The organism is Massilia soli (assembly GCF_016809835.1).
Lineage (GTDB): Bacteria > Pseudomonadota > Gammaproteobacteria > Burkholderiales > Burkholderiaceae_D > Telluria_A > Telluria_A soli.
This window is the reverse complement of the sequence record NZ_JAFBIL020000007.1, coordinates 113,997-135,912: the sequence shown is the minus strand read 5'-3', so window position 1 is coordinate 135,912 and position 21,916 is coordinate 113,997. Positions and strand designations below refer to the sequence as shown.

Genomic DNA, 21,916 nt, shown 5'->3' with positions numbered 1-21,916 from the left:
AATCAGGTGAGTGCCGCAGTGACTTTCAGCACTTCGTCGGCCGTCGTCACCCCTTCGATGATCTTGTAGGCCCCGGCGATGCGCAGCGGCTTCATGCCGTCGGCCACGCTCTGCTGGCGCAGGCCGAGCAGGTCGGTGTCTTCGCCGATCAGCTTGGTGAAGTCCTCGGTGATCGTCAGCAATTCATAGATGCCGGTACGGCCGCGGTAGCCGGTTTGGCGGCATTCCGGGCAGCCGATCGGACGGTACACGGTCTGCGGCTTGGGAATCTTCCAGGCGCCGCCGATGCTTTCCCATACGTCGTCATTGATGTGGCCGTCGGGCGCCTTGCAATGCGCGCACAAGGTGCGCACCAGGCGCTGCGCCATGATGCCGATCAGCGTCGCTTCCAGCAGGTAGTAGGGCACGCCCAGTTCCAGCAGGCGCATCACGGCCGATGGCGCGTCGTTGGTGTGCAGCGTCGACAGCACCAGGTGCCCGGTCAGCGCCGCCTGAATCGCCATTTCGGCGGTGCCCAGGTCGCGGATCTCGCCCACCATGATGATGTCCGGGTCTTGCCGCATCAGCGCCTTGACGCCGTCGGCGAAGGACAGGTCGATGCCCGGTTGCACCTGCATCTGGTTGAACGACGCTTCCACCATCTCGATCGGATCTTCCACCGTGCAGACGTTGACTTCCGACGTGGCCAGCGCCTTGAGCGTGGTGTACAGCGTGGTTGTCTTGCCGGAGCCGGTCGGGCCGGTTACCAGGATGATGCCGTGCGGCCTGGTGGTCAGGTCGTCCCAGCGGCGCGCGTCGTCCAGCGGGAAGCCGAGCTCGGGCAGCGTCTTGACCACCACTTCCGGGTCAAAAATACGCATCACCAGTTTTTCGCCGAACGCGGTGGGCATGGTCGACAGGCGCAGCTCGACTTCCTGCCCGCCGCTGGTGCGGGTTTTGATGCGGCCGTCTTGCGGACGGCGCTTTTCGATGACGTCCATGCGGCCAAGCAGCTTGATGCGCGCGGTCATCGCGATCATCACCACTGCGGGCACCTGGTAGACCTGGTGCAGTACGCCGTCGATGCGGAAGCGGATCACCGCCATGTCGCGTTTTGGTTCGAGATGGATGTCGGAGGCGCGCTGCTCGAAGGCGTATTGCCACAGCCAGTCGACGATGTTAACGACGTGCTGGTCGTTGGCGTCGACTTGCTTGTTCGACTTGCCCAGTTCGACCAGCTGCTCGAAGTTGTTGCGCAGCGCGAGGTCCTGGCCGGTGCTTTTGTTGGCATCCTTGATCGACTTGGCGAGGCTGAAAAACTGCGAGATGTACTGCGCAATGTCGAGCGGATTGGCAAGTTGCAGCTGGACCTTGCGGCGCGAGATCTTGGAGATCTCGGCTTCCCATTCGGTCAGGAACGGATCGGCGGTAGCAACCGTCAGTGTCGTCGCGCTCAGTTCCAGCGGCAGGATATTGAAGCGCGCGGCGTAGCCTGCGGACATCACATCGGCCACTTTGGTGAAGTCGATCTTGAGCGGGTCGATGCGGACGAAGGGCAGGCCGACTTTGCTGGCCGTGTATTCGCTGAGCAGATCGAGGGTGAGCAGGCGGTGCGGCGGCTGGGCCGAGATCAGTTTGCACTGGGCGATGCTGGAGAGCGGGTGCATCGAGCCGACCGCGTTTTTCAGGATGCCCTGCGCTTGCGTGAAGCTGGCCTTGACGTTGGCCTTTTCGACGATGCCGTCGGCCAGCAGCCAGGAGAAGATCGTCTGGAGGTCGAGCACGCGGTGCCCTTTGGCTCCCGATGCTGCCGTTATTGGTTTCACGTCTGCGTTCAAGCCGTCTCTCCGTGCTGGCGCTGCTTGTTATTCTGCTGCCTGGATCCCTTTGACCCACGACTTGGCCGGCAGCTTGGTGGTGGCGACGATCTGCGCCGCGCGCGCCTTCAACGCTTCCACGTCAAGGGCAGGGCGCTGCTTGAAGCAGATCGCGACCACATTACCATCATGCACTTCTGGCAGGCAAATTACTGCGTCGAAAGCGAACTTCATCGCCTTGATGTTCCGGGCGAAGCTTGGGTGGTCGCCGAACAGGTTGACTGTCATGATGCCGCCGTCGGCGAGGCACTGCTCGCATGCCTGGTAGAACTCGGGCGTGTCGAGCACCGGGCCGCGCGCGGTGGCGTCGTACAGGTCGCACTGGAGGACGTCGTACTGGCCATGGTTGGCTTCGTCGTGCACGAAATCGAGCGCGTCCATTTGGACCACGTTCAGGCGCTCATCGTTCGGCGGAAGTTTGAACATCGTTGCGCAAATCGTCATCACCGATTCGTTCAGCTCAACGGCCGTCACGGTCGCGTCAGGGAACTGGCGGTAGCAGAATTTGGTCAGTGTCGCGGAGCCCAGGCCGAGCTGGACGATGCTGCGCGGCTGTTCGATGAACAGCATCCATGCCATCATTTGCTGGGCGTATTCAAGCTCCGGCCAGTCAGGCTTGCGGATGCGCATCGCGCCTTGCACCCATTCGGTACCGAAGTGCAGGTAGCGCACGCCGTCCTGTTCGGACAGCGTAACGGGGGCAAATTTGGGCTTGCGGGCGGGCTTGCGCGACGATTCGACTTGTTCGATGGATTTGCGTTTGATGAGCATAATGCGGCCTGAGGAGATCGGGGCATTATAGCTCGCGGCAAATTGTAGGGCGGATAAGGCACCGCCGCATCCGCCGAATTGACCTTACCTTCAAGTCAGTTCGGCGGATGCGCGGGGGCGCCTTACTGATTCATGTCCGGCTCGACCGACACGCGCAGGCGGACACGGTTGCCCGGATCGCGCGGCATCACGGTCGTGTAGTTGCGGCCACGATAGTCATACGTGACTTCATAGCCATTGGTGCGCGATTCGATCGCTTCGACCGTGCGGCACTGACGCACTGCCTGCTCTTGATACCCGGCCTGCGGTACCGCGCGGCCATCGTTCTGTACCTTGTCGCCGACCATGGTGCCGGCGACGACGCCGACAGCGGTCGCGGCAGCTCGGCCGGAGCCGCCGCCGACCTGGTTGCCCAGCAAACCACCGGCGATCGCGCCGAGGATCGCGCCGCCGTGGCCGCGTTGCTGTTGCTGCGCGATGGGTACCTGCACGTATTCGGTGCGGCATTCCTCGCGCGGCGCGCGGATTTGCTCGAGGCGCGGCTTGACGCGCACGACATTGGCGTACTCTTCAAACTCGGCGACCTGGGCTTGCGCCAGCGGCAATGTGCATACGCCAAGTACGGCCACCATCATTTTAGTTTGCGTGTTCATCTGGTACCTCGTCTGGATTCGATGTAGTGAAAGTAGGACTCCGATATGAATACTAATACGCCGAGACCTAGCTGATTGATCCATGTGGCAACCAGATGTAACAGGACGGAACGGCCCAGTCTGGCGAAGATGCCGCCAAGTTGATGCATTTGCACGGAAATATTTCTAAATTTTCACAAATCTGGTGCGGTTAATCACATTCGGGTTGATTCAACTACCACAAAACGTTACCCTTATATGATTCGCAGACATATTGGCGCGTGGCAATCAACCTGGGAGATGAGTGTTTGTACCTACAAACGCGGAGCGCATCAGCATCGGAAAAAGAAAAAACACCCCGTTCATCAGGTCGACTTGAGGGAAAAATGAGTTTGTTAATTACAGTGCCGCCTAACCTAGTGCAGTCCATTCGTGCGTTCCGGGTAACGGAGTTGCAGGAGGAAGCCGCTCGCCTGGGGCAGCACTTTTTGTATGCTCACTGCGCCGGCACGTTGACGAAACAACAGGTGTGCGCGCGCATTGGCGAAAACTTTCATTTTCCTAAGCCAGCAAGCAAGAATTTTGAAGCCCTGCGTGTCTCGCTGACCGACACCATCAACAAGGCAGGTAGCCAGCCCGGCTTCATCGTCGTCATCGAGCAATTGCCTAATACGCAAAAGTTCGACAAGGAGGCGCGCGAGATATTGCTCGACGTATTCCGCGATGCCGCTGACTTCTGGGCCGAGAAGAAGGTCCCGTTCCGGGTCTTTTACTCGTTCGAGTAAGCCTGCACAGGCGTTCCACCAGCGCGGCATGGTGTATGCTGCGCCGCAACAATTTTAGCCCCATTCCTTGGTCAGGCCTGCCTGCCGGGGTACAATGCGCGCTATGAAAAACATTGTCATCCTTATTTCCGGTCGCGGCAGCAACATGGAAGCGGTCGTGCGTGCAGCGCGTTCAGAACAGTGGCCGGCGCGCATTGCGGCTGTGATCAGCAACAAAGCCGATGCCAAGGGCCTCGAGTTCGCCCAGGCGCATGGTATCGACACGGCCGTGGTGCAGAACAAGGATTTCGCCACGCGCGCCGAGTTCGATGCGGCTTTGCAGGAAGTGATTGACGGTTTTTCACCTGACCTGGTCGTGCTGGCGGGCTTCATGCGCATCCTGACCGCCCCGTTCGTCGAACACTACGAAGGGCGGATGTTGAACATCCATCCGTCGCTGCTGCCATTGTTCCCTGGGCTGCACACGCACCAGGCGGCGATCGACAGCGGCGTGGCGGAACACGGCGCGACCGTGCATTTCGTCACTGCCGAGCTGGACCACGGCCCGGTCGTGGCGCAAGCAACAGTCCCGGTCTTGCCGGGCGACACCGAAGACACGCTGTCGGCACGCGTGCTGGTCGAAGAACACAAGCTGTATCCGTACGCCATCCGACTATTCGTCGAGGACCGGCTCAGCATCGTCGGCGGCGACGTTCGCATTGCCGACACAGTAAAAATTTAAGCGAAGGAATTACATGAGACTGCCACCAGCGATCCTGGCCAATACGGAAGAAGTACTGCGCGAGATTTTGCGTTTTTCGGCGCCTGCCGACACCACCTTGTCGCGCTATTTCAAGGATCACCCACGCCTGGGCGGCCGCGAGCGCGGCGCCATCGCAGAAGGCGTGTACGCAGTGTTGCGTAACAAATCGTTCTTCACCGATTTTGCCGGATCGGGCAACGGCATGCGCCGCCTTGCCATCCTGGGCCTGTCCGAAGCGGTCGGCGCCGAGTCGATGGGCGGCCTGTCGGAAGAAGAAGTTGAATTCCTCACCCGAATCAAGGAAATCGACCGTACCCTGATGCCGGCGCAGAAACGCGCGAACCTGCCCGACTGGCTGTACGAGAAATTCGTGGCCCAGTATGGCGAGGCGGAAACCGTCATCCTGGCCGAAGCGCTGAACCAGCCAGCACCGCTGGACCTGCGCGTCAACTCCATCAAGGCAACCCGCGATGAGGTCATGAACGAACTGGCGCAGGCGCCGATTGCCGCCGAGCCAATGCCGTTCGCACCGCTGGGACTGCGCATCCACAAAAAGCCATCGCTGCAAAACCTGCCGCTGTTTAAGTCTGGCGCGATTGAAGTGCAGGACGAGGGCAGCCAGGTGCTGTCGCAGATCGTCGGCGCCAAGCGCGGCGAGATGGTGGTCGACTTCTGTGCGGGCGCGGGCGGCAAGACGCTGGCGCTGGGCGCGCTGATGCGCAACACCGGCCGCCTGTACGCGTTCGATGTGTCCGAGAAGCGCCTCGCCAAGCTGAAGCCGCGCCTGGCGCGCAGCGGCCTGTCGAACGTACATCCAGTGCAGATCGCGCACGAACGCGACGTCAAAATCAAGCGCCTGGCCGGTAAGGTCGACCGCGTACTGGTCGATGCGCCGTGTTCCGGCCTCGGCACCCTGCGCCGCAATCCTGACGTCAAATGGCGCCAGAAGCCGGAAGCTGTCACCGAAATGCACGACAAACAAGTGGCGATCCTCGATGGCGCCGCGCGCCTGCTGAAAGGCGGCGGACGCCTGGTCTATGCGACCTGCTCGCTGCTGGACGAAGAAAACGAGCGCGTGGTCGAGCAGTTCCTGGCCAAGCATGAAGACTTCGCGCTGGTGCCAATGAACGTCGTTCTGGCCGAGCAAAAAATCGAGCTGGAGATGGGCGACTACCTGAAGCTGCTGCCGCACAAGCACCAGACCGACGGCTTCTTCGCAGCGGTACTTGAGCGCAAGAAGATGGCCAAGCCGGTAGCGCCTGTCGCTACTGAAGAGACTGACGCCGAAGAAGAGTAAGCGCAGCCGATGCCACTGTCGAACCTGCTTAACGACCTGCTGACCGACATCCGCGACCCGCACCTGCTTTGGCAGGCCGTGGCAATCGCGGCATGTGTGGGTGCTGGCTGGTTCCTCGCGCGCCTGATCCGCAGCAATGTCGCAAACGACAGCGTGGACGACGGGCGCAGCGGGGTTGTTCGCGCTGGCGTCGCGAGTTTCGGACATGTGCTGGCGCCATTGCTGGTGGTGGCGCTGATCTTTATCGCCACGCTCGCGCTCAAGCCGTTCCTGCACAATGTGTACCTGCTGCGGGTGGCCTTGCCAGTGTTCGGTTCGCTGGCGGTGATCCGCCTGGCGTTTTACCTGTTGCGCCGGGTGTTTGCGCGCCATGGCCACATTGGCGCAACTATCCTCACGTTTGAAAAAATCTTCGCACTGCTGGTGTGGCTTGCCGTTGCGCTGCACCTGACCGGGCTCTGGCCTGATGTGTTCGCCTTCCTGGACGACACTGTCCTGCCGCTGGGGCGCAACAAGGTGTCGCTGGCCACCATTCTCCAGGCCGCCGTGTCGGTCATCATTTTCCTGATGCTCGCGCTCTGGGCCGGCACTGCGCTGGAAGAGCGCTTGATGCGCGTCGAAGGCCTGCACACCTCGCTGCGGGTGGTGATGGCAAGGATGAGCCGCGCGGTGCTGATCCTCGTCGCCGTGCTGGTGAGCCTGTCCATGGTGGGCATCGACCTGACCGTGTTGTCGGTATTCGGCGGCGCGCTGGGTGTCGGCCTTGGCCTGGGCTTGCAGAAGATCGCCAGTAACTACGTGTCCGGCTTCATCATCTTGCTTGAGCGCAGCCTGGCCATTGGCGACACCATCACGGTCGACAAGTACACCGGCAAGGTAGCGCGCATCAATACGCGCTATACGGTCTTGCGCAGCCTGGATGGAACCGACTCGATGGTGCCGAATGAAATGCTGGTTTCCGGCGCGGTCATCAATTCTTCGCTGGCCGACAAGAAAACCCGGGTCGTCACATTGATGACTGTCGGGTTCGACGCCAACCTCGATGCCTTGTTGCCGAAACTCGAAGCCGCATGTGCCGCGCTGCCGCGCGTCATGGCCGAGCCCGCACCAGCCGCGATGCTCAACCGTTTCGCGCCAAACGGCCTCGAACTGGAAGTGGGAATGTGGATCGCCAACCCAGACTTGCGTGGCAGTGTGTTGTCAGAAGCGAATATGAAGTTATGGTCGCTTTTACAAGCAGAAGGCATCTCGTTCCCGAAAACTAGCGCCGTTCCTGATAAAGCCTGATGTGCGGCGTCGAAATGATTGGTGACAATCGTGCCGTGCGTCAGTAGATCAGCGTAAAATGTGGATTCCCTGCGCGTTGTGAAATAAATGCTGCGTGGTGGGAACATCCACATTTTGGAGCAGGAATGAATTTGTTCAGCAACATCGTAAATGCAGTGCTTGATTTTCTCTCGACTGGCATCGTTGGCCTCACCGGTTGGCAAGTTGTTATCTACACCCTGATCGTCACCCACATCACGATCGCCGCGGTCACCATCTACCTTCACCGTCACCAGGCGCACCGCGCGCTGGAACTGCACGCTATTCCCAGCCATTTCTTCCGTTTTTGGCTGTGGCTGACGACCGGCCAGGTCACGAAGGAATGGGCGGCGATCCACCGCAAGCACCACGCGAAGTGCGATACCGAAGAAGACCCGCACAGCCCGGTCACCCGCGGCATCAAGAAGGTGTTCTTTGAAGGCGCCGAGCTGTACCGCGCTGAATCGAAGAACCTGGAAACCATGCAGAAGTATGGCCACGGTACGCCCGACGACTGGATGGAGCGTAACGTCTACACCAAGTACAGCTGGATGGGCGTTGTGCTGCAGCTGGTGATCAACGTCGCGCTGTTCGGCGTGATCGGCCTGACCATCTGGGCGATCCAGATGATGTGGATCCCGATCACCGCGGCCGGCATCATCAACGGCATCGGCCACTACTGGGGCTACCGCAACTACGACTGCGCCGACGCGGCGACCAACATCATTCCGTTCGGTTTCCTGATCGGCGGCGAAGAGCTGCACAACAATCACCACACCTACGCGACTTCGGCCAAGCTGTCGTCGAAATGGTACGAGTTCGACATCGGCTGGGGCTACATCCGCATGCTGGAAATGGTGGGCCTGGCGAAGGTGAAGAAGCTGGCGCCTAAGCCAGCCTTCGAACACGGCAAGCTGGTGGCGGACTTCGACACCTTGCAGTCGGTGATCGCCAACCGCTACGACGTGATGGCCAAGTACGCCAAATCGGTCAAGCATGCGTGGCGCGAAGAAGTTGAGCACCTGAAGCACAAGGCGGAGCCGCGTTTCCTCAAGTCGAGCCGCAAGCTGATGCAGCGCGAGCCGGGCAAGCTGGAAGCGCCGCACAAGCAGCAACTCAGCGAGCTGTTCCAGCATAGCAAGGCGCTGGAAACGATGCACACAATGCGCGTCGAGCTTGGCGCGATCTGGGAACGCTCGCACTTCACGCGCGACCAGTTGCTGCACCAGCTGCAAGACTGGTGCGTGCGCGCGGAGGCGTCGGGCATCAAGTCGCTGCAAGAGTTCTCGATGAGGCTGCGTAGCTACGCTTAACGAAGCGCTGCGCCTGTAAGTGAAACGGCTCCTGACGGAGCCGTTTTTACGTTTACGCCAATTCGGCGGAAGAGGGCGTAGCCCGTCATCCGCCGCTTTCATCTCATCCCTAAAAACAAAAAGCCGCAAACTTGCGTCTGCGGCTTTCGTCGAACCAGTTACCAGATCAGTATTACTTGATCTTGGTTTCTTTGTACATCACGTGCTTGCGTGCTTTAGGATCAAACTTCATGATCTCCATTTTTGCAGGCATCGTGCGCTTGTTCTTGTCGGTGGTGTAGAAGTGACCCGTGCCTGCAGTCGATTCCAGCTTGATTTTGTCGCGGCCAGTTTTTGCCATGATAGCTCCCTAATTTATACTTTTTCGCCACGAGCGCGCATGTCGACCAGAACTGCGTCGATGCCCACTTTGTCGATGACGCGCAGACCAGCGTTAGACAAACGCAGGGAGACCCAGCGGTTTTCCGACTCTACGAAAATACGACGGTTCTGCAGGTTCGGCAGAAAACGACGTTTGGTTTTGTTGTTAGCGTGCGATACGTTGTTACCAACCATCACGCCCTTTCCAGTAACTTGGCAAACACGTGCCATAGCGCACTCCTTGAAGATATCCAAAATTGGAAAAAAGAGAGTATAGCGTGAAAACCATCAGTGAATCAATGACTTGTGAAAAACAATGGTGACATTGCGCCACTCAATAATTTAACAATTGTGAATTCATGCCAAGGTCCTTGATTTGCTTGGGTTTCTCGATAGCAGCACGTCATATCCGGCCATGCCCGGCAAATGAATGTATGTGTGGTCCGGCCACAACAAAGTGATCAGGCACGACGGCATCTACCAGGGCCAGGCCTGCAGCAGGGGCCGGGTCGGCATCAGGTCCGATTCGCTGGGCTCGGACTCATTGAAGCGTCAACGCTGGCGTGGCTACTCCTTGGGCCGGAAGGTCGCAGCATGCACAAGAACTCACGATTTAGAGGATGGTCTAGAATAAGGATTTGCCATGTAGGAAACAGTACATAATGCGTGGATCCGAATTTGCCGAGCTCAAAGCCTTTGTCGCGGTAGTCGAGCGCCAGAGTTTCGCACGGGCGGCAGAGCACCTCGGCCTGTCGCCGTCCGCGCTCAGCCAGACGATTCGCCAGCTGGAAAGCCGCATTGGCAGTCGCCTGCTCAATCGCACCACGCGCAGCGTCGCGCCGTCGGCAAGCGGCGAGCAACTGTATCAGCGCCTGGCCCCCTTGTTCCGCGAAATGGCCGTGGCGGTTGCCGAAGCCAGCGAGGCCGCCGGGCAGATGAGTGGCACGCTGCGCATCAACACGCTCGGGCTCGGCGCCCGGACGATCATCGCCCCTCGGCTGGCCCGTTTTCATCAAGCCCACCCTGACGTCGTGCTCGACATCGTGGTCGACGACGCGTTGGCCGATATCGTCACCGGCCGCTTCGACGCGGGCATCCGCGTGGGTGGACAGCTCGAGAAGGACATGGTCGCGATCCGCCTGACGCCGGATATGAAGATGGTCACGGTGGCGTCCCCGGACTACCTCGCGCGTCGCGGTACACCGACATCGCCTGCCGACCTGCACCAGCATGACTGCATCAACTGGCGCCTGCAGATGGAAGGCAGGCAGTATCGGTGGGAGTTCAGGAAGCGCGAGCAGAGTCTCGAGATTGCGGTCGATGGGCCGGTCGTCACCAATCACGCCGACATCGGCATTGCCGCCGCAGTGAGCGGACTGGGCATTGCCTATCACTTCGAGCGAGACGGCGTCGGCGAGCTCCTGGCGCAGGGCCGGCTGGTCCAGGTCCTTGCGGACTGGTCGATCACTCGGCCCGGGCTGTTCCTGTATTACCCGAACAGGCAGCATCGGCCCGCTGCCCTCGGTGCTTTCATCGACTGCCTGCTGGACCGCGCGCCCTTCGATCAGCCCTGACCGGCCCTTCCCACGCAGCAGCCTGAGCGAGACATTATGTACGCGTTGCTACATAGCCCATACGAATTCTAGAATATTCCCTAATCTAACCGCGACGCGCATCATGGGTCTTCGATCACCAACTGGAGCCATGAACATGCACACCTTGACGCTGCCCGATCCCATCGCGACATACTTCGCCTCCGAACACCATCCTGAAGCCCTGGCCCAGTGCTTCGCAGCGAACGCCACCTTGAAGGACGACGGCCATACCTACGCGGGCGTCGACGCCATCACGGCCTTCCTGGCTGCGGCATCGGCCAAGTACAACGCGACGACCGTGCCGTTCGACCTGAAAGATGAGGACGGCTTCCACCTTGTCCGTGCCAAGGTCACCGGCAACTTCCCCCGTAGCCCGGCGAATTTGTCCTACCGGTTCGGCCTCGAGCGCGGCCTGATCGACTCGCTGGAGATCACCGTATGAGCTTCGACCTCGAACTGGAAGGCAAGCGCGCCCTGGTTACGGGCGGCACCAAGGGCCTGGGCGCCGCCCTCGTCAAGAGTCTGCAGGATGCGGGCGTGGAAGTGATGACGTCGGCGCGCGCCGCACCAGACAAGCCGCTGCCGGGCGTGACCTACGTGACGACCGACTTGTCGAGCGCCGAAGGCGTGGCCAAACTGGTCCATGCGGTAAAGGAGCGCTGGGGCGGCGTCGACATCCTGATCAACAGCCTCGGCGGCTCGACCGCTCCCGCAGGTGGTTTCGCGGTCCTCGACGACACGGTCTGGTTCAATGAGCTGAACCTCAACTTCATGTCCGCGGTGCGCCTGGATCGCGCACTGCTGCCGGGAATGCTGGAAAAGGGCGCAGGTGTGGTACTGCACGTGAGCTCGATCCAGCGCATCCTTCCGCTTTGGACGTCGACGACCGCTTATGCTGCTGCCAAGGGCGCCCTCTCGACCTACAGCAAATCCCTGTCGAAGGAGGTGACGCCGAAAGGTGTGCGCGTCCTGAGCGTCTCGCCGGGCTGGATCGAGACCGAGGCGTCGGTCGAGTTCGTCGAGCGCATGGCGCGCGAACACGACACCGACTACGAGGGCGGCAAGAAGCTGGTCATGGACTGGCTCGGCGGTATTCCCGTCGGCCGCCCCGCCAAGCCGCAGGAGGTGGCCGATTTCATCACCTTCCTCGTGTCGCCGCGCGCTGCATCCATAGCGGGCTCGGAACATGTGATCGATGGCGGGACGGTGCCGACCGTGTAGATGTCGACTTGTTACATCTGCCCATGTTCGGCAAAGGAATGCACTTGTGGTCCCGCCACAACAAAGTGATCGAGCACGCGGACATCGACCAGGGCCAGTGCCTGCACCAGCGCCCGGGTGAGCATCAGGTCCGATTCGCTGGGTTCGGCCACGCCGGAAGGATGGTTGTGGACCAGCATCACGCTGGCCGCGTTGTATGACAGCGCCTTCTTGACCACTTCGCGCGGATAGACGCTGGTGTGCGTCAGTGTGCCGGTGAACATTTCATCCTTCTGAATCAGGCGGTTTTTCACATCGAGGAACAGGACAACAAACGATTCATGATGCTGGCGTCCCAGCTGCAGGCTCAGGTAACTGCGTACCGCGGCAGGGGAGGCGAGCAAGTCGCCGCAGCGCAGTTGTTCCCCGAGCGCCCGTTGCGCCAGTTCCAGCACGGCCTGCAATTGCGCGTATTTTGCCGCACCCAGCCCTGGGACCGCCGCAAACTCGCGCAGGCTCGCGTTGAACATGCCACCCAGCGAGCCGAAGCGGGTGATCAGGTCGCGGCCGAGGTCGACCGCACTCTTGCCCTTGATGCCAACGCGCAGGAACACCGCCAGCAACTCCTGGTCCGACAGGGCAGGGGCGCCGTCCCTGATCAGGCGTTCGCGCGGGCGCAGGTGTTCCGGCCAGTCCTTGATACCCATGGCGTTCCTGTCTGAAGTGGCGGTCAATGAGGCAGGCGCGGGCGCGGTGGCTTACAATACGGGATTACCGATTTTTGCCCTTATTATGTCCAGCCCATCCGCACCAGTTGTCAACGCTTCGTCCTACCTCACGCTGCATTATCGGCTCGCGACGATGGACGGTACTGATCTGATTACTACTTTTGGCGGGAACCCGGCGACACTGATGCTGGGCCAGGGCCAGCTGGCGCCGTTCCTCGAGGCTTGCCTGCTCGGTTTGCCGGAAGGGACCCACAAGACCTTCGAACTGGCGCCAGGCGAGTCGTTCGGTGAACGCAGCCCGGAGCTGGTGCGCCCGGTCACGCGGGCCACGCTGGACGAAAACTCGGCCCCGGACGCGGACTACAAAGTAGGCGACCTGGTCGACTTCGCCGCACCTGGCGGCGGGCGTTTCGCCGGCGTTCTGCGCGAACTGGGCGACGAAAGCTGCATGTTCGACTTTAACCATCCGCTGTCGGGCCAGACGCTCAAATTCGAAGTTAACCTCATCTCGGTGTTGTAACAGGATCATCATGGAAAACGAAATTCTCCTGGCCCAGCCGCGCGGTTTCTGCGCCGGCGTGGACCGCGCCATCGAAATCGTCGAACGTGCATTGCTGCAGTTCGGCGCGCCAATCTATGTGCGCCACGAAATTGTCCACAACGCCTATGTGGTGGACGACCTGCGCAACAAGGGCGCGATCTTCATCGAGGATCTCGACGATGTTCCAGCCGGCAATACGCTGGTATTCTCGGCCCATGGCGTCTCCAAGGCGGTACGTGCCGAAGCGGAAAGCCGCGGACTGAAGATTTTCGATGCCACCTGCCCGCTGGTGACCAAAGTGCACGTCGAAGTGGCCAAGATGCGCAAGCAGGGCTGCGAGATCGTCATGATCGGCCACGACGGCCACCCGGAAGTGGAGGGCACGATGGGGCAGACCGACGCCGGCATGCACCTGGTCGAAACGGTCGCCGATGTCGCCACCTTGCAGGTCGGCAACCCGGACCAGCTGGCCTATGTGTCGCAAACCACCCTGTCGGTCGATGACACTGCCGACATCATCGCCGCGCTGAAAGTGCGCTTCCCGAACATTATCGAACCGAAGAAGGGCGACATCTGCTACGCCACCACCAACCGCCAGGAAGCCGTGAAGTTCATGGCGCCGCAGGTGGATGTGGTCGTGGTCGTGGGCAGCCCGAACAGCTCGAACTCGAACCGCCTGCGCGAAGTGGCCGACAAGATGGGCACGCCGGCGTATATGGTCGACAATGCCAGCCAGATCGACCCGGCCTGGCTCGAAGGCAAGATCCGCATCGGCGTGACCGCCGGCGCCTCGGCCCCGGAAGTGCTGGTCCAGGCGGTCATCGACCGCCTCAAGGAACTGGGCGCCCGCAGCGTGCGCGCGCTGGAAGGCGTCGAGGAGCACGTGACCTTCCCGCTGCCGAAGGGACTGGACGGGAGCAAGCCGAACGCTGTTTAGTCGGAAATATTTACAGTTGCCAGAAGAATATTTCGTGGACGTTTGATTTTCCGGTGTTAGTTTTTACCAAACCTCGCTATGATGATGGCGCTCGGAATTTTTGCTGTCCGGTGCGCCGGCAAGTGGCGCGCGGGGGAGGTGATTGCAGCGGAGACATGAAACACGTGTAATCCCGGTCGGGATGCGGCGTTTGTGAAGCGCGTCAGGCCATGAGCGGCACTTCGGAGATCTCTCCGGGGTGCCGTTTTTATTAGATCTATAATAAAAGAGGCAAGCAAAACCATGGATACCTTTATCCAGCAGATCATCAATGGTCTGGTGCTCGGCAGCATGTATGCGCTGGTGGCACTGGGCTACACCATGGTGTACGGTGTACTTAATTTGATTAACTTTGCGCACGGCGACGTGCTCATGATCGGCGCCATGGTTGGCCTGTCGATCCTGAAACTCCTCGATGTCTTCATGCCTGGCTTGCCCGGCGCAGTGCAATTGGCGATCGCCATTGCCGGTGCGATTCCGGTCTGCATGCTGGTCAATATCATCATCGAACGTGTCGCTTACCGCCGCCTTCGCAACGCTCCCCGCCTCGCTCCCCTGATTACCGCCATCGGCGTGTCGACCCTGCTCACCACCTTCGCGATGATGATCTGGGGCCGCAACCCGCTGCCATTCCCGCAACTGCTGTCGACCGAGCCGATCGCCATTGGCGGCGCCGTCATTTCGCAGACCCAGGTCTTGCTGCTGGCGCTGGCTGCCGTGTCGATGGGCGCGCTGGTGCTGCTGGTGGAGAAAACCAAAATGGGCCGCGCCATGCGCGCCACCGCCGAAAACCCGCGCGTCGCCGGCCTGATGGGCGTGGACTCGAATAAAGTGATCGTTGCCACCTTCGCCATCGGCGCGGCGCTGGCCGCGATCGCCGGCGTGATGTGGGGCGCGAATTATTCGTCGATCCAGTTTGCGATGGGCTTCCTGCCTGGCCTGAAGGCGTTCTCGGCCGCGGTACTGGGCGGCATTGGCAACATCTACGGCGCGATGATCGGCGGCGTGCTGCTCGGCCTGATCGAAGCGATGGGCGCAGGCTACATCGGCGACCTGACCGGCGGCTTCCTCGGCAGCCACTACCAGGACATCTTCGCTTTCGTCGTGTTGATTATCGTGCTCACGATCCGGCCGTCCGGCATCATGGGCGAGCGCGTCGCTGACCGCGCCTGATCGAAAAGGACTAGGACATTCATATGAAACTTCTCTCTTTCGACGTCGAACACAACCCGCGCAAGGCCTACACCAGCATGGCCATCGTGCTGGCGCTGCTGCTGATCTTCCCGTTCGTCGCCCAGAATTTCGGTAATTCGTGGGTGCGGATCGTCGACATCGCCCTGCTGTACATCATGCTGGCGCTGGGCCTGAACATCGTGGTCGGCTTTGCCGGCCTGCTCGACCTGGGCTACATCGCGTTCTTCGCGGTGGGCGCCTACCTGACCGGCCTGCTGGCATCGCCGCAGTTTGCCGCCTTGCTCGAATCGATCGTCTACCAATACCCGGTGCTGGGGGAGTGGCTGGTGGCGGTCATGGGGCCGGAAATTGCCGAAACCGGTATTCACCTGTCGGTGTGGTTCATCGTGCCGCTGGCCGCTGCGATGGCCGGGTTCATGGGAGCACTGCTCGGCGCGCCAACCCTGAAGCTGCGCGGCGACTACCTGGCCATCGTGACCCTGGGCTTCGGCGAGATCATCCGTATCTTCATGAACAACCTGAACGACCCGATCAACTTCACCAACGGGCCGCAGGGTATCAACATGATCGACCCGATCCGCATCTTCGGCGTCTCGCTGGCCGGTGAGCCGGGTTCCAAGGCAACCGTCTTCCTCGGCGAGTACGCGATGCCGTCGGTGAATGCCTACTATTTCCTTTTCCTGTTCCTGTGCATTGCCACCGTCTTCATGACCTCGCGCCTGCAGCATTCGCGCCTCGGCCGCGCCTGGGTGGCGATCCGCGAAGATGAAATCGCCGCCAAGGCGATGGGCATCAACACCCGCAACGTCAAGCTGCTGGCCTTCACGATGGGCGCCTCGTTCGGCGGCGTCGCCGGTGCTATGTTCGCGTCGTTCCAGGGCTTCGTGTCGCCGGAATCGTTCTCGCTGATGGAATCGATCGCGGTGCTGGCGATGGTGGTGCTGGGCGGTATCGGCCACATCCCTGGCGTGATCGTCGGCGGCATCTTGCTGGCCGCGTTGCCGGAAGTGCTGCGCCACACCGTCGAGCCATTCCAGATGGCCGTGTTCGGCAAAGTGCTGATCGAAGCCGAAGTGCTGCGCCTGCTGCTGTACGGCCTGGCGATGGTGCTGATCATGCTGCTGCGCCCGGCTGGCCTGTGGCCATCGCCGAAGCACGAAGACCGCCCGCAAGCGGCCGAGACCAACAAGCCAGACGCCTTTCCGGCCTGATTGAGGAAGACGAGCAATGAGCGAACACAACCTGTTGAACATCGCCGGCGTCAACAAGCGCTTCGGTGGCCTGCAAGCGCTGACCGACGTCGGCATCCAGATCAAGCAAGGCCAGATCTATGGCCTGATCGGGCCTAACGGCGCCGGCAAGACGACTTTCTTTAACGTCATTACCGGGCTGTACCAGCCCGACACGGGCACCTTCGAGCTGGACGGCAAGCCATACTCGCCGTCGGCGCCGCATGAAGTGGCCAAGGCGGGCATTGCCCGCACCTTCCAGAACATTCGCCTGTTTGGCGAAATGACCGCGCTGGAAAACGTGATGGTCGGTTGCCACGTGCGCACCCACCAGGGCGTGTTCGGCGCGATCTTCCGCCACAAGACAGCGCGCCAGGAAGAGGCGGCGATCCGCCTGCGTGCCCAGGAACTGCTGGACTTCGTCGGCATTGGCGCCTTCGCCAAGCGCACCTCGAAGTTCCTGTCGTACGGCGACCAGCGCCGCCTCGAAATCGCGCGCGCGCTGGCGACCGAGCCGAAGCTGCTGGCGCTCGACGAACCGGCCGCCGGCATGAACGCGACCGAAAAGCTGGCGCTGCGCGAGCTGCTGGTGAAGATCAAGAACGAAGGCAAGACCGTGCTGCTGATCGAGCACGACGTCAAGCTGATGATGGGCCTGTGCGACCGCATCACGGTGCTGGAATACGGCAAGCCTATCGCCGAAGGCTTACCAGCCGACATCCAGAAGAACCCGGCTGTGATTGAAGCCTACCTCGGAACAGGCCATTAATATGAGCGAAAACATTCTCAAGATTCAGGGGCTGAAGGTTGCGTACGGCGGCATCAAGGCGGTCAAGGGCATCGACCTCGAAGTCAACAAAGGCGAACTGGTCACCTTGATCGGCGCCAACGGCGCCGGCAAGACGACGACGCTCAAGGCGATCACCGGCACGCTGCCAGACTGCAGCGTCGAGGGCGTCATCAGCTACATGGGCCAGCCGCTCAAGGGCCAGCATTCGTTCCAGCTGGTCCAGCAAAAGCTGGCGATGGTGCCGGAAGGCCGCGGCGTGTTCACGCGCATGTCGATTTACGAAAACCTGCAGATGGGCGCCTACACGCGCAACGACAAGGCGGGCGTCGATGCCGATATCGAGAAGTGGTTCACCGTGTTCCCGCGCCTGAAGGAGCGCGCCTCGCAGCTGGCCGGCACCTTGTCGGGCGGCGAGCAGCAGATGCTGGCGATGGCGCGCGCGCTGATGTGCCATCCGACCCTGCTGCTGCTTGATGAGCCGTCGATGGGCCTGTCGCCGATCATGGTGCAGAAGATTTTCGAAGTGATCCGCGATGTGTCGAAGCAGGGCATTACGATCCTGCTGGTGGAGCAGAATGCGAAGCTGGCGCTGCAGGCGGCCGACCGCGGCTATGTGATGGATTCGGGTTCGCTCATCATGACCGGCAACGCCGAAGACATGCTGCACGATCCACGCGTGCAGGCCGCTTACCTGGGCGAGTAAATTCCCGCGCGGGTAGCGCTGCCAGCGCCGCTGACATGCTTCATCGCGCATAGCCAAAAAAAATGCCTCGCAACCGCGAGGCATTTTTGCTTACTGCTGGCGAAAGCGTATTACACCTTGGCGGTCGCGCGTGCGGTCGCTTTTTCAGCCGCTTGCGAGAACTGGGTCACTGCTGCGGTAACGTTGGTTTCCACGACCTGGGCGGCTTGCTTGGCGGTCTTGGTGAACTGCTCGTAACCGGCGCTGGCGTTGGTCAGGCCTGCCTTGAACGCGGCAACGGCGTTTTCGGTGCCGGCTGGTGCGTTTTTGGTGACTTCGTCAACCAGCGACAGAACCTTGCGGCCGCCTTCAGCGATCTGTTCCTCAGCGGCGCGGGTGAACTCTTGCTGCGCGCCGGTGGCGATGGCAGCAACCTGGCGGCCGTACGACATCGCCTTTTCAGCGGTTGGCTGAGCCTGGGCTGCGGACAGGGTGAAGAATTCTTGTGGGTTCTTTGCGCTCATCAGCTGCTTGGCGGTCTGCGACGACTCTTCCAGCGTGGCTTTGGCCGCGGTCAGGTTCAGTTCAACCAGCTTTTCCATGCCTTCGAAAGCTTTGGTGGTCAGCGACGAAAACATCGCGAACTGGGCTTCCATGTTGGCTTTGGTGGCGTTCGAAATTTGTTCAGGGAATGCAAACATATTTATTCTCCAGATGTATTGATAACGTTTTATTTAGTCAATGTTGCCAAACTACCGGTGAAGCAGGAATCTCGATATCTTGGCCGCGTTGTGCAGCGCAACAAAGTCCTATTTTAATGAAATTGAACCGCAAGTCAAGCGATGATTGTGCGGTGCACCATTTAATTTCACGCGATTTTCCGGATATCGTTTCTCATAAGAATGTTTACCGTCGCCATGGTGATTATCTGTGAGGATTGACCGGGCCGCTACGCCCCTGACCCGCCCATGTTAGACTGATTTTTTGCGCAGCGGACATATTATGCGAGCGCACCGCAACGTTTAGCCGCGCTTGAGCGCTTATTGATCTATGTCAAACGAAACTGCTGCAAATGTTGCATCGCGTCACTCGTCGTGGCTGTCGCCGATCCCGATCTTGTTTGTTTTCTTGTGGAGCACCGGCTTCATCGTGGCCAAGTTCGGCCTCCCGTATGCGCCGCCGCTGACCTTTATCGTCTTGCGCTGCGCGCTGGTGCTGGCCGTCCTGCTGCCGTGGGTGCTGCTGGTCCGGGCGCCGTGGCCGACCGGCAGCATCATGCACCTGGCAGTCGCCGGCCTGCTGTTGCAGGCCGGTTACATCGGTGGCGTGTGGTGCGCGATCAAGCTGGGCATGCCTGCCGGGGTAACGGCGCTGATCGTCGGCATGCAGCCGATCCTGACAGCGGCCGCGGCGCCGCTGATCGGCGAGAAGGTCAGGCGGATCCAGTGGGTCGGGCTGCTGCTTGGGCTGGCAGGCGTGGCGCTGGTGGTGTATTCAAAGATGAACCTGACCGGATTGTCTGCACTGCCGATCGCGCTGACCCTGTTCGCACTGTTGTCCATCACCACGGGCACGATGTACCAGCGCCATTTCTGCCCGCAATTTGACTTGCGCACTGGCACCGCGGTCCAGTTTAGCGCCTCGTTGGCGCTTATTCTGCCGCTGGCATGGCTGTTCGAGGGGCTCGATCCGGGCTTTGCCACAGTAGAATGGACCGGCGAATTCATCGGTGCGCTGCTGTGGTCCGGCGTGGTGCTGTCGATCGGCGCCACGTTCCTGCTGTTCAAGTTAATCCGGCGCAGCGCGGCCACGTCGGTCACCAGCCTGATGTACCTGACCCCGCCCACCACCGCCATCATGGCGTGGCTGGTCTTCGGCGAGTCGCTCAGCCTGGCCGGCGTGGCCGGCATGCTGGTCGCCGTCGCCGGTGTCGCATTGGTTGTTAGAAAACAGGAGAAATCATGATCGCAAGCCAGCAACAGGAAATCGTCGACGCCGCCATCACCTCGCGCCGTTCAATCCGTGCATTTCTGCCGACCGAGGTGGCGCGGGAAGATATCGAGAAGATTCTTGAGGTCGCGTCGCGCGCCCCATCGGGCACCAATACCCAGCCCTGGAAGGTGGTCGTCGTCACCGGGCAGGCAAAGCAGCGCTTGTCCGATGCGATCACGGCGGCCTACGCCGACCCGGCCCAGGCAAAGGAGCACACGGAAGAGTACGCTTACTATCCGCGCGAATGGATTTCCCCGTTCATCGACCGGCGCCGCAAGGTGGGCTGGGACCTGTACGCGCTGCTCGGTTTGACGCGCGACAATAAAGCAGGGATGGCCGCACAGCATGCGCGCAACTACCGATTTTTTGACGCGCCAGTTGGTCTACTGTTTACCATCGACCGTGTGATGGACCAGGGTTCCTGGCTCGATTACGGCATGTTCCTGGAAAATATCATGATCGCCGCGCGCGGGCGCGGTCTCGATACCTGTCCGCAAGCGGCATTTACCCAGTTCCACCGCATCATCGCTGATCAGCTGGACTTGCCTGCCAACGAGATGGTGGTATGCGGGATGGCGCTGGGTTTTGCCGACAGTAGCAAGATTGAAAATTCACTCATTACCGAGCGCGAACCGGTCTCGGGCTTCACGCGGTTTCTTGAATAAACGCGTATAGTGTTGAAACAGAAGAGATATTTGTTGTTCATTGCGCATTCTCTGTTGCGCCGGGCTCGCCTCAAATGTTAAATCGCTTGTGCTTGCCGAGTGTTTTGCTACACTGCAACTAGATGTGAATCCGTCGGCTTCAAAGGAAGGTCAAGATGTTTAAGTTTGCCTTGAGTGCTTTTATTTCCCTGTTGTTTGCCCTGACCCCTGCAGAGGCGGCCAAGGTGGAGCAGCGCAGCAGCTCGGCGACAGTCAGCAAGCAAAAGGCCAAGAAAAGCGCTGCCAAGAAGCAGCGCTACAAGCGCAAGGAAGCGGCCTCCAAGCGCGTCAACGTGAGCACGCGCGGCAAAGCCGTGCGCCGCGTGATCACCGTGCGCGGCAAGCGCAAGGTTGTGTACCAGAGCGCGACTTACGCCGCGCCCGTCGTGCGCGCAATGACCGCGGGCGACAAGGCCGGCCTCAACCTCACGCGCGATCCGCTCGACCTGTCCTCCAGCGTCGCGCTGGTGCTTGACCAGACCAATTCCGAAGTCCTGTTTGAAAAGAACGCCGGCGTGGCGTTGCCGATCGCATCGATCACCAAGCTGATGACCGGCCTGATCGTCGTCGAGGCGCAACAGGACATGGACGAGACGCTCACCGTCACGGACGACGATGTTGACCGCGAAAAGTTCACCACCTCGCGCCTGCGCGTCGGCTCGCGCCTGACCCGCCGCGAAATGCTGCATATCGCGCTGATGAGCTCGGAAAACCGCGCCGCTGCCGCGCTGGGACGCAATTATCCGGGCGGCATCCAGGGCTTTGTCGCCGCAATGAATGCCAAGGCGCATGAGCTGGGCATGTCGGACACCCGCTATGTCGACTCCAGTGGCTTGTCGAGCCGCAATGTGGCCAGCGCACGCGACCTTGCCAAGCTGGTCATGGCGGCGCACCAGCAGCCGCTGCTGCGCGAGTTCTCGACCGATCCGGCCTCGTCGGTCGCGGCGAGCGGCCGCCAGGTCCAGTACCGCAATACGAACTATCTGGTGTCGTCGCCGGACTGGGATATCGGCTTGCAGAAGACCGGCTTCATCAACGAAGCAGGGCGTTGCCTGGTGATGCAGACGATTATCCAGGGCCGCGCCGTCATCATGGTGTTCCTCGATTCCAAAGGCAAGCAGTCGCGTACCGCCGATGCCGGACGGATGCGGCGCTGGCTTGAAGCGCTCAAGCCGCCTGGCTTGTCATAAACAGCCCCTAGAAAAAGCGGAACCCAAGGGTTCC

24 protein-coding genes are annotated in these 21,916 nt (G+C 60.7%); 17 read left to right on the top strand and 7 right to left on the bottom strand.

The window, feature by feature from the left end; translation table 11 throughout:
* Positions 1-2 precede the first annotated feature (2 nt).
* The 3 genes from tfpB to I4X03_RS17885 form a co-directional block, all read right to left on the bottom strand.
* Entirely contained in the window at positions 3-1,805 is a 1,803-nt protein-coding gene (gene tfpB, locus I4X03_RS17895) for a type IV pilus assembly ATPase TfpB (RefSeq protein ID WP_502572556.1), read from the bottom strand.
* A gap of 39 nt (positions 1,806-1,844) precedes the next feature.
* Positions 1,845-2,627 carry a spermine/spermidine synthase domain-containing protein gene (locus I4X03_RS17890; RefSeq protein WP_223469609.1) on the bottom strand — a complete coding sequence of 261 codons (783 nt, stop codon included), beginning with the start codon at positions 2,625-2,627 and terminating at the stop codon, positions 1,845-1,847.
* A gap of 122 nt (positions 2,628-2,749) precedes the next feature.
* A complete protein-coding gene (locus tag I4X03_RS17885; RefSeq protein WP_223469608.1) occupies positions 2,750-3,280 on the bottom strand; it encodes a glycine zipper 2TM domain-containing protein in 531 nt (176 codons plus the stop codon).
* A 365-nt stretch (positions 3,281-3,645) separates the two neighbouring features.
* Here I4X03_RS17885 and I4X03_RS17880 point away from each other — a divergent pair, with 365 nt between their 5' ends.
* From I4X03_RS17880 to I4X03_RS17860, 5 genes are all read left to right on the top strand, one after another.
* Positions 3,646-4,044 (top strand): barstar family protein, encoded by a 399-nt coding sequence (locus I4X03_RS17880; protein ID WP_370660530.1) that lies wholly within the window; start codon positions 3,646-3,648, stop codon positions 4,042-4,044.
* 103 nt (positions 4,045-4,147) lie between these two features.
* Positions 4,148-4,765 carry a phosphoribosylglycinamide formyltransferase gene (purN, locus tag I4X03_RS17875; RefSeq protein ID WP_223469606.1) on the top strand — a complete coding sequence of 206 codons (618 nt, stop codon included), beginning with the start codon at positions 4,148-4,150 and terminating at the stop codon, positions 4,763-4,765.
* A 13-nt stretch (positions 4,766-4,778) separates the two neighbouring features.
* Positions 4,779-6,083, top strand: coding sequence for an RsmB/NOP family class I SAM-dependent RNA methyltransferase (locus I4X03_RS17870; RefSeq protein WP_223469605.1), 1,305 nt, complete (start codon positions 4,779-4,781; stop codon positions 6,081-6,083).
* A gap of 9 nt (positions 6,084-6,092) precedes the next feature.
* Positions 6,093-7,370: a mechanosensitive ion channel family protein gene (locus I4X03_RS17865; RefSeq protein ID WP_223469604.1), complete on the top strand. Its 1,278-nt coding sequence runs from the start codon at positions 6,093-6,095 to the stop codon at positions 7,368-7,370.
* 125 nt (positions 7,371-7,495) lie between these two features.
* Complete coding sequence (locus I4X03_RS17860; RefSeq protein ID WP_223469603.1) at positions 7,496-8,701, top strand: DesA family fatty acid desaturase; 1,206 nt, start codon at positions 7,496-7,498, stop codon at positions 8,699-8,701.
* Positions 8,702-8,873: 172 nt separating this feature from the next.
* Here I4X03_RS17860 and rpmG read toward each other — a convergent pair whose 3' ends face one another.
* Positions 8,874-9,044, bottom strand: a complete 171-nt coding sequence (gene rpmG, locus I4X03_RS17855; protein WP_197422130.1) for a 50S ribosomal protein L33 — start codon at positions 9,042-9,044, stop codon at positions 8,874-8,876.
* An 11-nt stretch (positions 9,045-9,055) separates the two neighbouring features.
* Entirely contained in the window at positions 9,056-9,292 is a 237-nt protein-coding gene (rpmB, locus tag I4X03_RS17850) for a 50S ribosomal protein L28 (RefSeq protein WP_169465122.1), read from the bottom strand.
* A 431-nt stretch (positions 9,293-9,723) separates the two neighbouring features.
* Here rpmB and I4X03_RS17845 point away from each other — a divergent pair, with 431 nt between their 5' ends.
* From I4X03_RS17845 to I4X03_RS17835, 3 genes are all read left to right on the top strand, one after another.
* A complete protein-coding gene (locus I4X03_RS17845) occupies positions 9,724-10,635 on the top strand; it encodes a LysR family transcriptional regulator (RefSeq protein WP_223469602.1) in 912 nt (303 codons plus the stop codon).
* 136 nt (positions 10,636-10,771) lie between these two features.
* Positions 10,772-11,098 carry a nuclear transport factor 2 family protein gene (locus I4X03_RS17840; RefSeq protein WP_223469601.1) on the top strand — a complete coding sequence of 109 codons (327 nt, stop codon included), beginning with the start codon at positions 10,772-10,774 and terminating at the stop codon, positions 11,096-11,098.
* Positions 11,095-11,877, top strand: a complete 783-nt coding sequence (locus tag I4X03_RS17835; protein WP_223469600.1) for an SDR family oxidoreductase — start codon at positions 11,095-11,097, stop codon at positions 11,875-11,877. Before I4X03_RS17840 ends, I4X03_RS17835 begins: the two co-directional genes overlap by 4 nt.
* Before the next feature lie 11 nt (positions 11,878-11,888).
* Here I4X03_RS17835 and radC read toward each other — a convergent pair whose 3' ends face one another.
* Positions 11,889-12,563, bottom strand: coding sequence for a RadC family protein (radC, locus tag I4X03_RS17830; protein WP_223469599.1), 675 nt, complete (start codon positions 12,561-12,563; stop codon positions 11,889-11,891).
* Positions 12,564-12,648: 85 nt separating this feature from the next.
* Here radC and I4X03_RS17825 point away from each other — a divergent pair, with 85 nt between their 5' ends.
* The 6 genes from I4X03_RS17825 to I4X03_RS17800 all read left to right on the top strand — a co-directional run bounded on the left by I4X03_RS17825 (position 12,649) and on the right by I4X03_RS17800 (position 18,017).
* Positions 12,649-13,104, top strand: a complete 456-nt coding sequence (locus I4X03_RS17825; RefSeq protein ID WP_223469598.1) for an FKBP-type peptidyl-prolyl cis-trans isomerase — start codon at positions 12,649-12,651, stop codon at positions 13,102-13,104.
* Between the two features lie 10 nt (positions 13,105-13,114).
* The gene (ispH, locus tag I4X03_RS17820) at positions 13,115-14,062 is read left to right on the top strand and encodes a 4-hydroxy-3-methylbut-2-enyl diphosphate reductase (protein ID WP_223469597.1); all 948 of its coding nucleotides are present in this window, start codon (positions 13,115-13,117) and stop codon (positions 14,060-14,062) included.
* 282 nt (positions 14,063-14,344) lie between these two features.
* Entirely contained in the window at positions 14,345-15,274 is a 930-nt protein-coding gene (locus I4X03_RS17815; protein ID WP_223469596.1) for a branched-chain amino acid ABC transporter permease, read from the top strand.
* Positions 15,275-15,297: 23 nt separating this feature from the next.
* Positions 15,298-16,506 carry an ABC transporter permease subunit gene (locus tag I4X03_RS17810; RefSeq protein WP_223469595.1) on the top strand — a complete coding sequence of 403 codons (1,209 nt, stop codon included), beginning with the start codon at positions 15,298-15,300 and terminating at the stop codon, positions 16,504-16,506.
* Positions 16,507-16,522: 16 nt separating this feature from the next.
* On the top strand, positions 16,523-17,293 hold the full coding sequence (locus tag I4X03_RS17805) for an ABC transporter ATP-binding protein (RefSeq protein WP_223469594.1): 771 nt from the start codon (positions 16,523-16,525) through the stop codon (positions 17,291-17,293).
* Between the two features lies 1 nt (position 17,294).
* Entirely contained in the window at positions 17,295-18,017 is a 723-nt protein-coding gene (locus tag I4X03_RS17800; RefSeq protein WP_223469593.1) for an ABC transporter ATP-binding protein, read from the top strand.
* A 110-nt stretch (positions 18,018-18,127) separates the two neighbouring features.
* On the opposite strand, the gene phaP is transcribed toward I4X03_RS17800, so the two are convergent.
* Positions 18,128-18,697, bottom strand: coding sequence for a TIGR01841 family phasin (gene phaP / locus I4X03_RS17795; RefSeq protein WP_223469592.1), 570 nt, complete (start codon positions 18,695-18,697; stop codon positions 18,128-18,130).
* Between the two features lie 349 nt (positions 18,698-19,046).
* Here phaP and I4X03_RS17790 point away from each other — a divergent pair, with 349 nt between their 5' ends.
* The 3 genes from I4X03_RS17790 (at position 19,047) to pbpG (ending at position 21,882) form a co-directional block, all read left to right on the top strand.
* Positions 19,047-19,961 carry a DMT family transporter gene (locus tag I4X03_RS17790; RefSeq protein ID WP_223469591.1) on the top strand — a complete coding sequence of 305 codons (915 nt, stop codon included), beginning with the start codon at positions 19,047-19,049 and terminating at the stop codon, positions 19,959-19,961.
* On the top strand, positions 19,958-20,653 hold the full coding sequence (locus tag I4X03_RS17785; protein WP_223469590.1) for a nitroreductase: 696 nt from the start codon (positions 19,958-19,960) through the stop codon (positions 20,651-20,653). Before I4X03_RS17790 ends, I4X03_RS17785 begins: the two co-directional genes overlap by 4 nt.
* Before the next feature lie 155 nt (positions 20,654-20,808).
* The gene (gene pbpG, locus I4X03_RS17780; protein WP_223469589.1) at positions 20,809-21,882 is read left to right on the top strand and encodes a D-alanyl-D-alanine endopeptidase; all 1,074 of its coding nucleotides are present in this window, start codon (positions 20,809-20,811) and stop codon (positions 21,880-21,882) included.
* Positions 21,883-21,916: the final 34 nt, after the last annotated feature.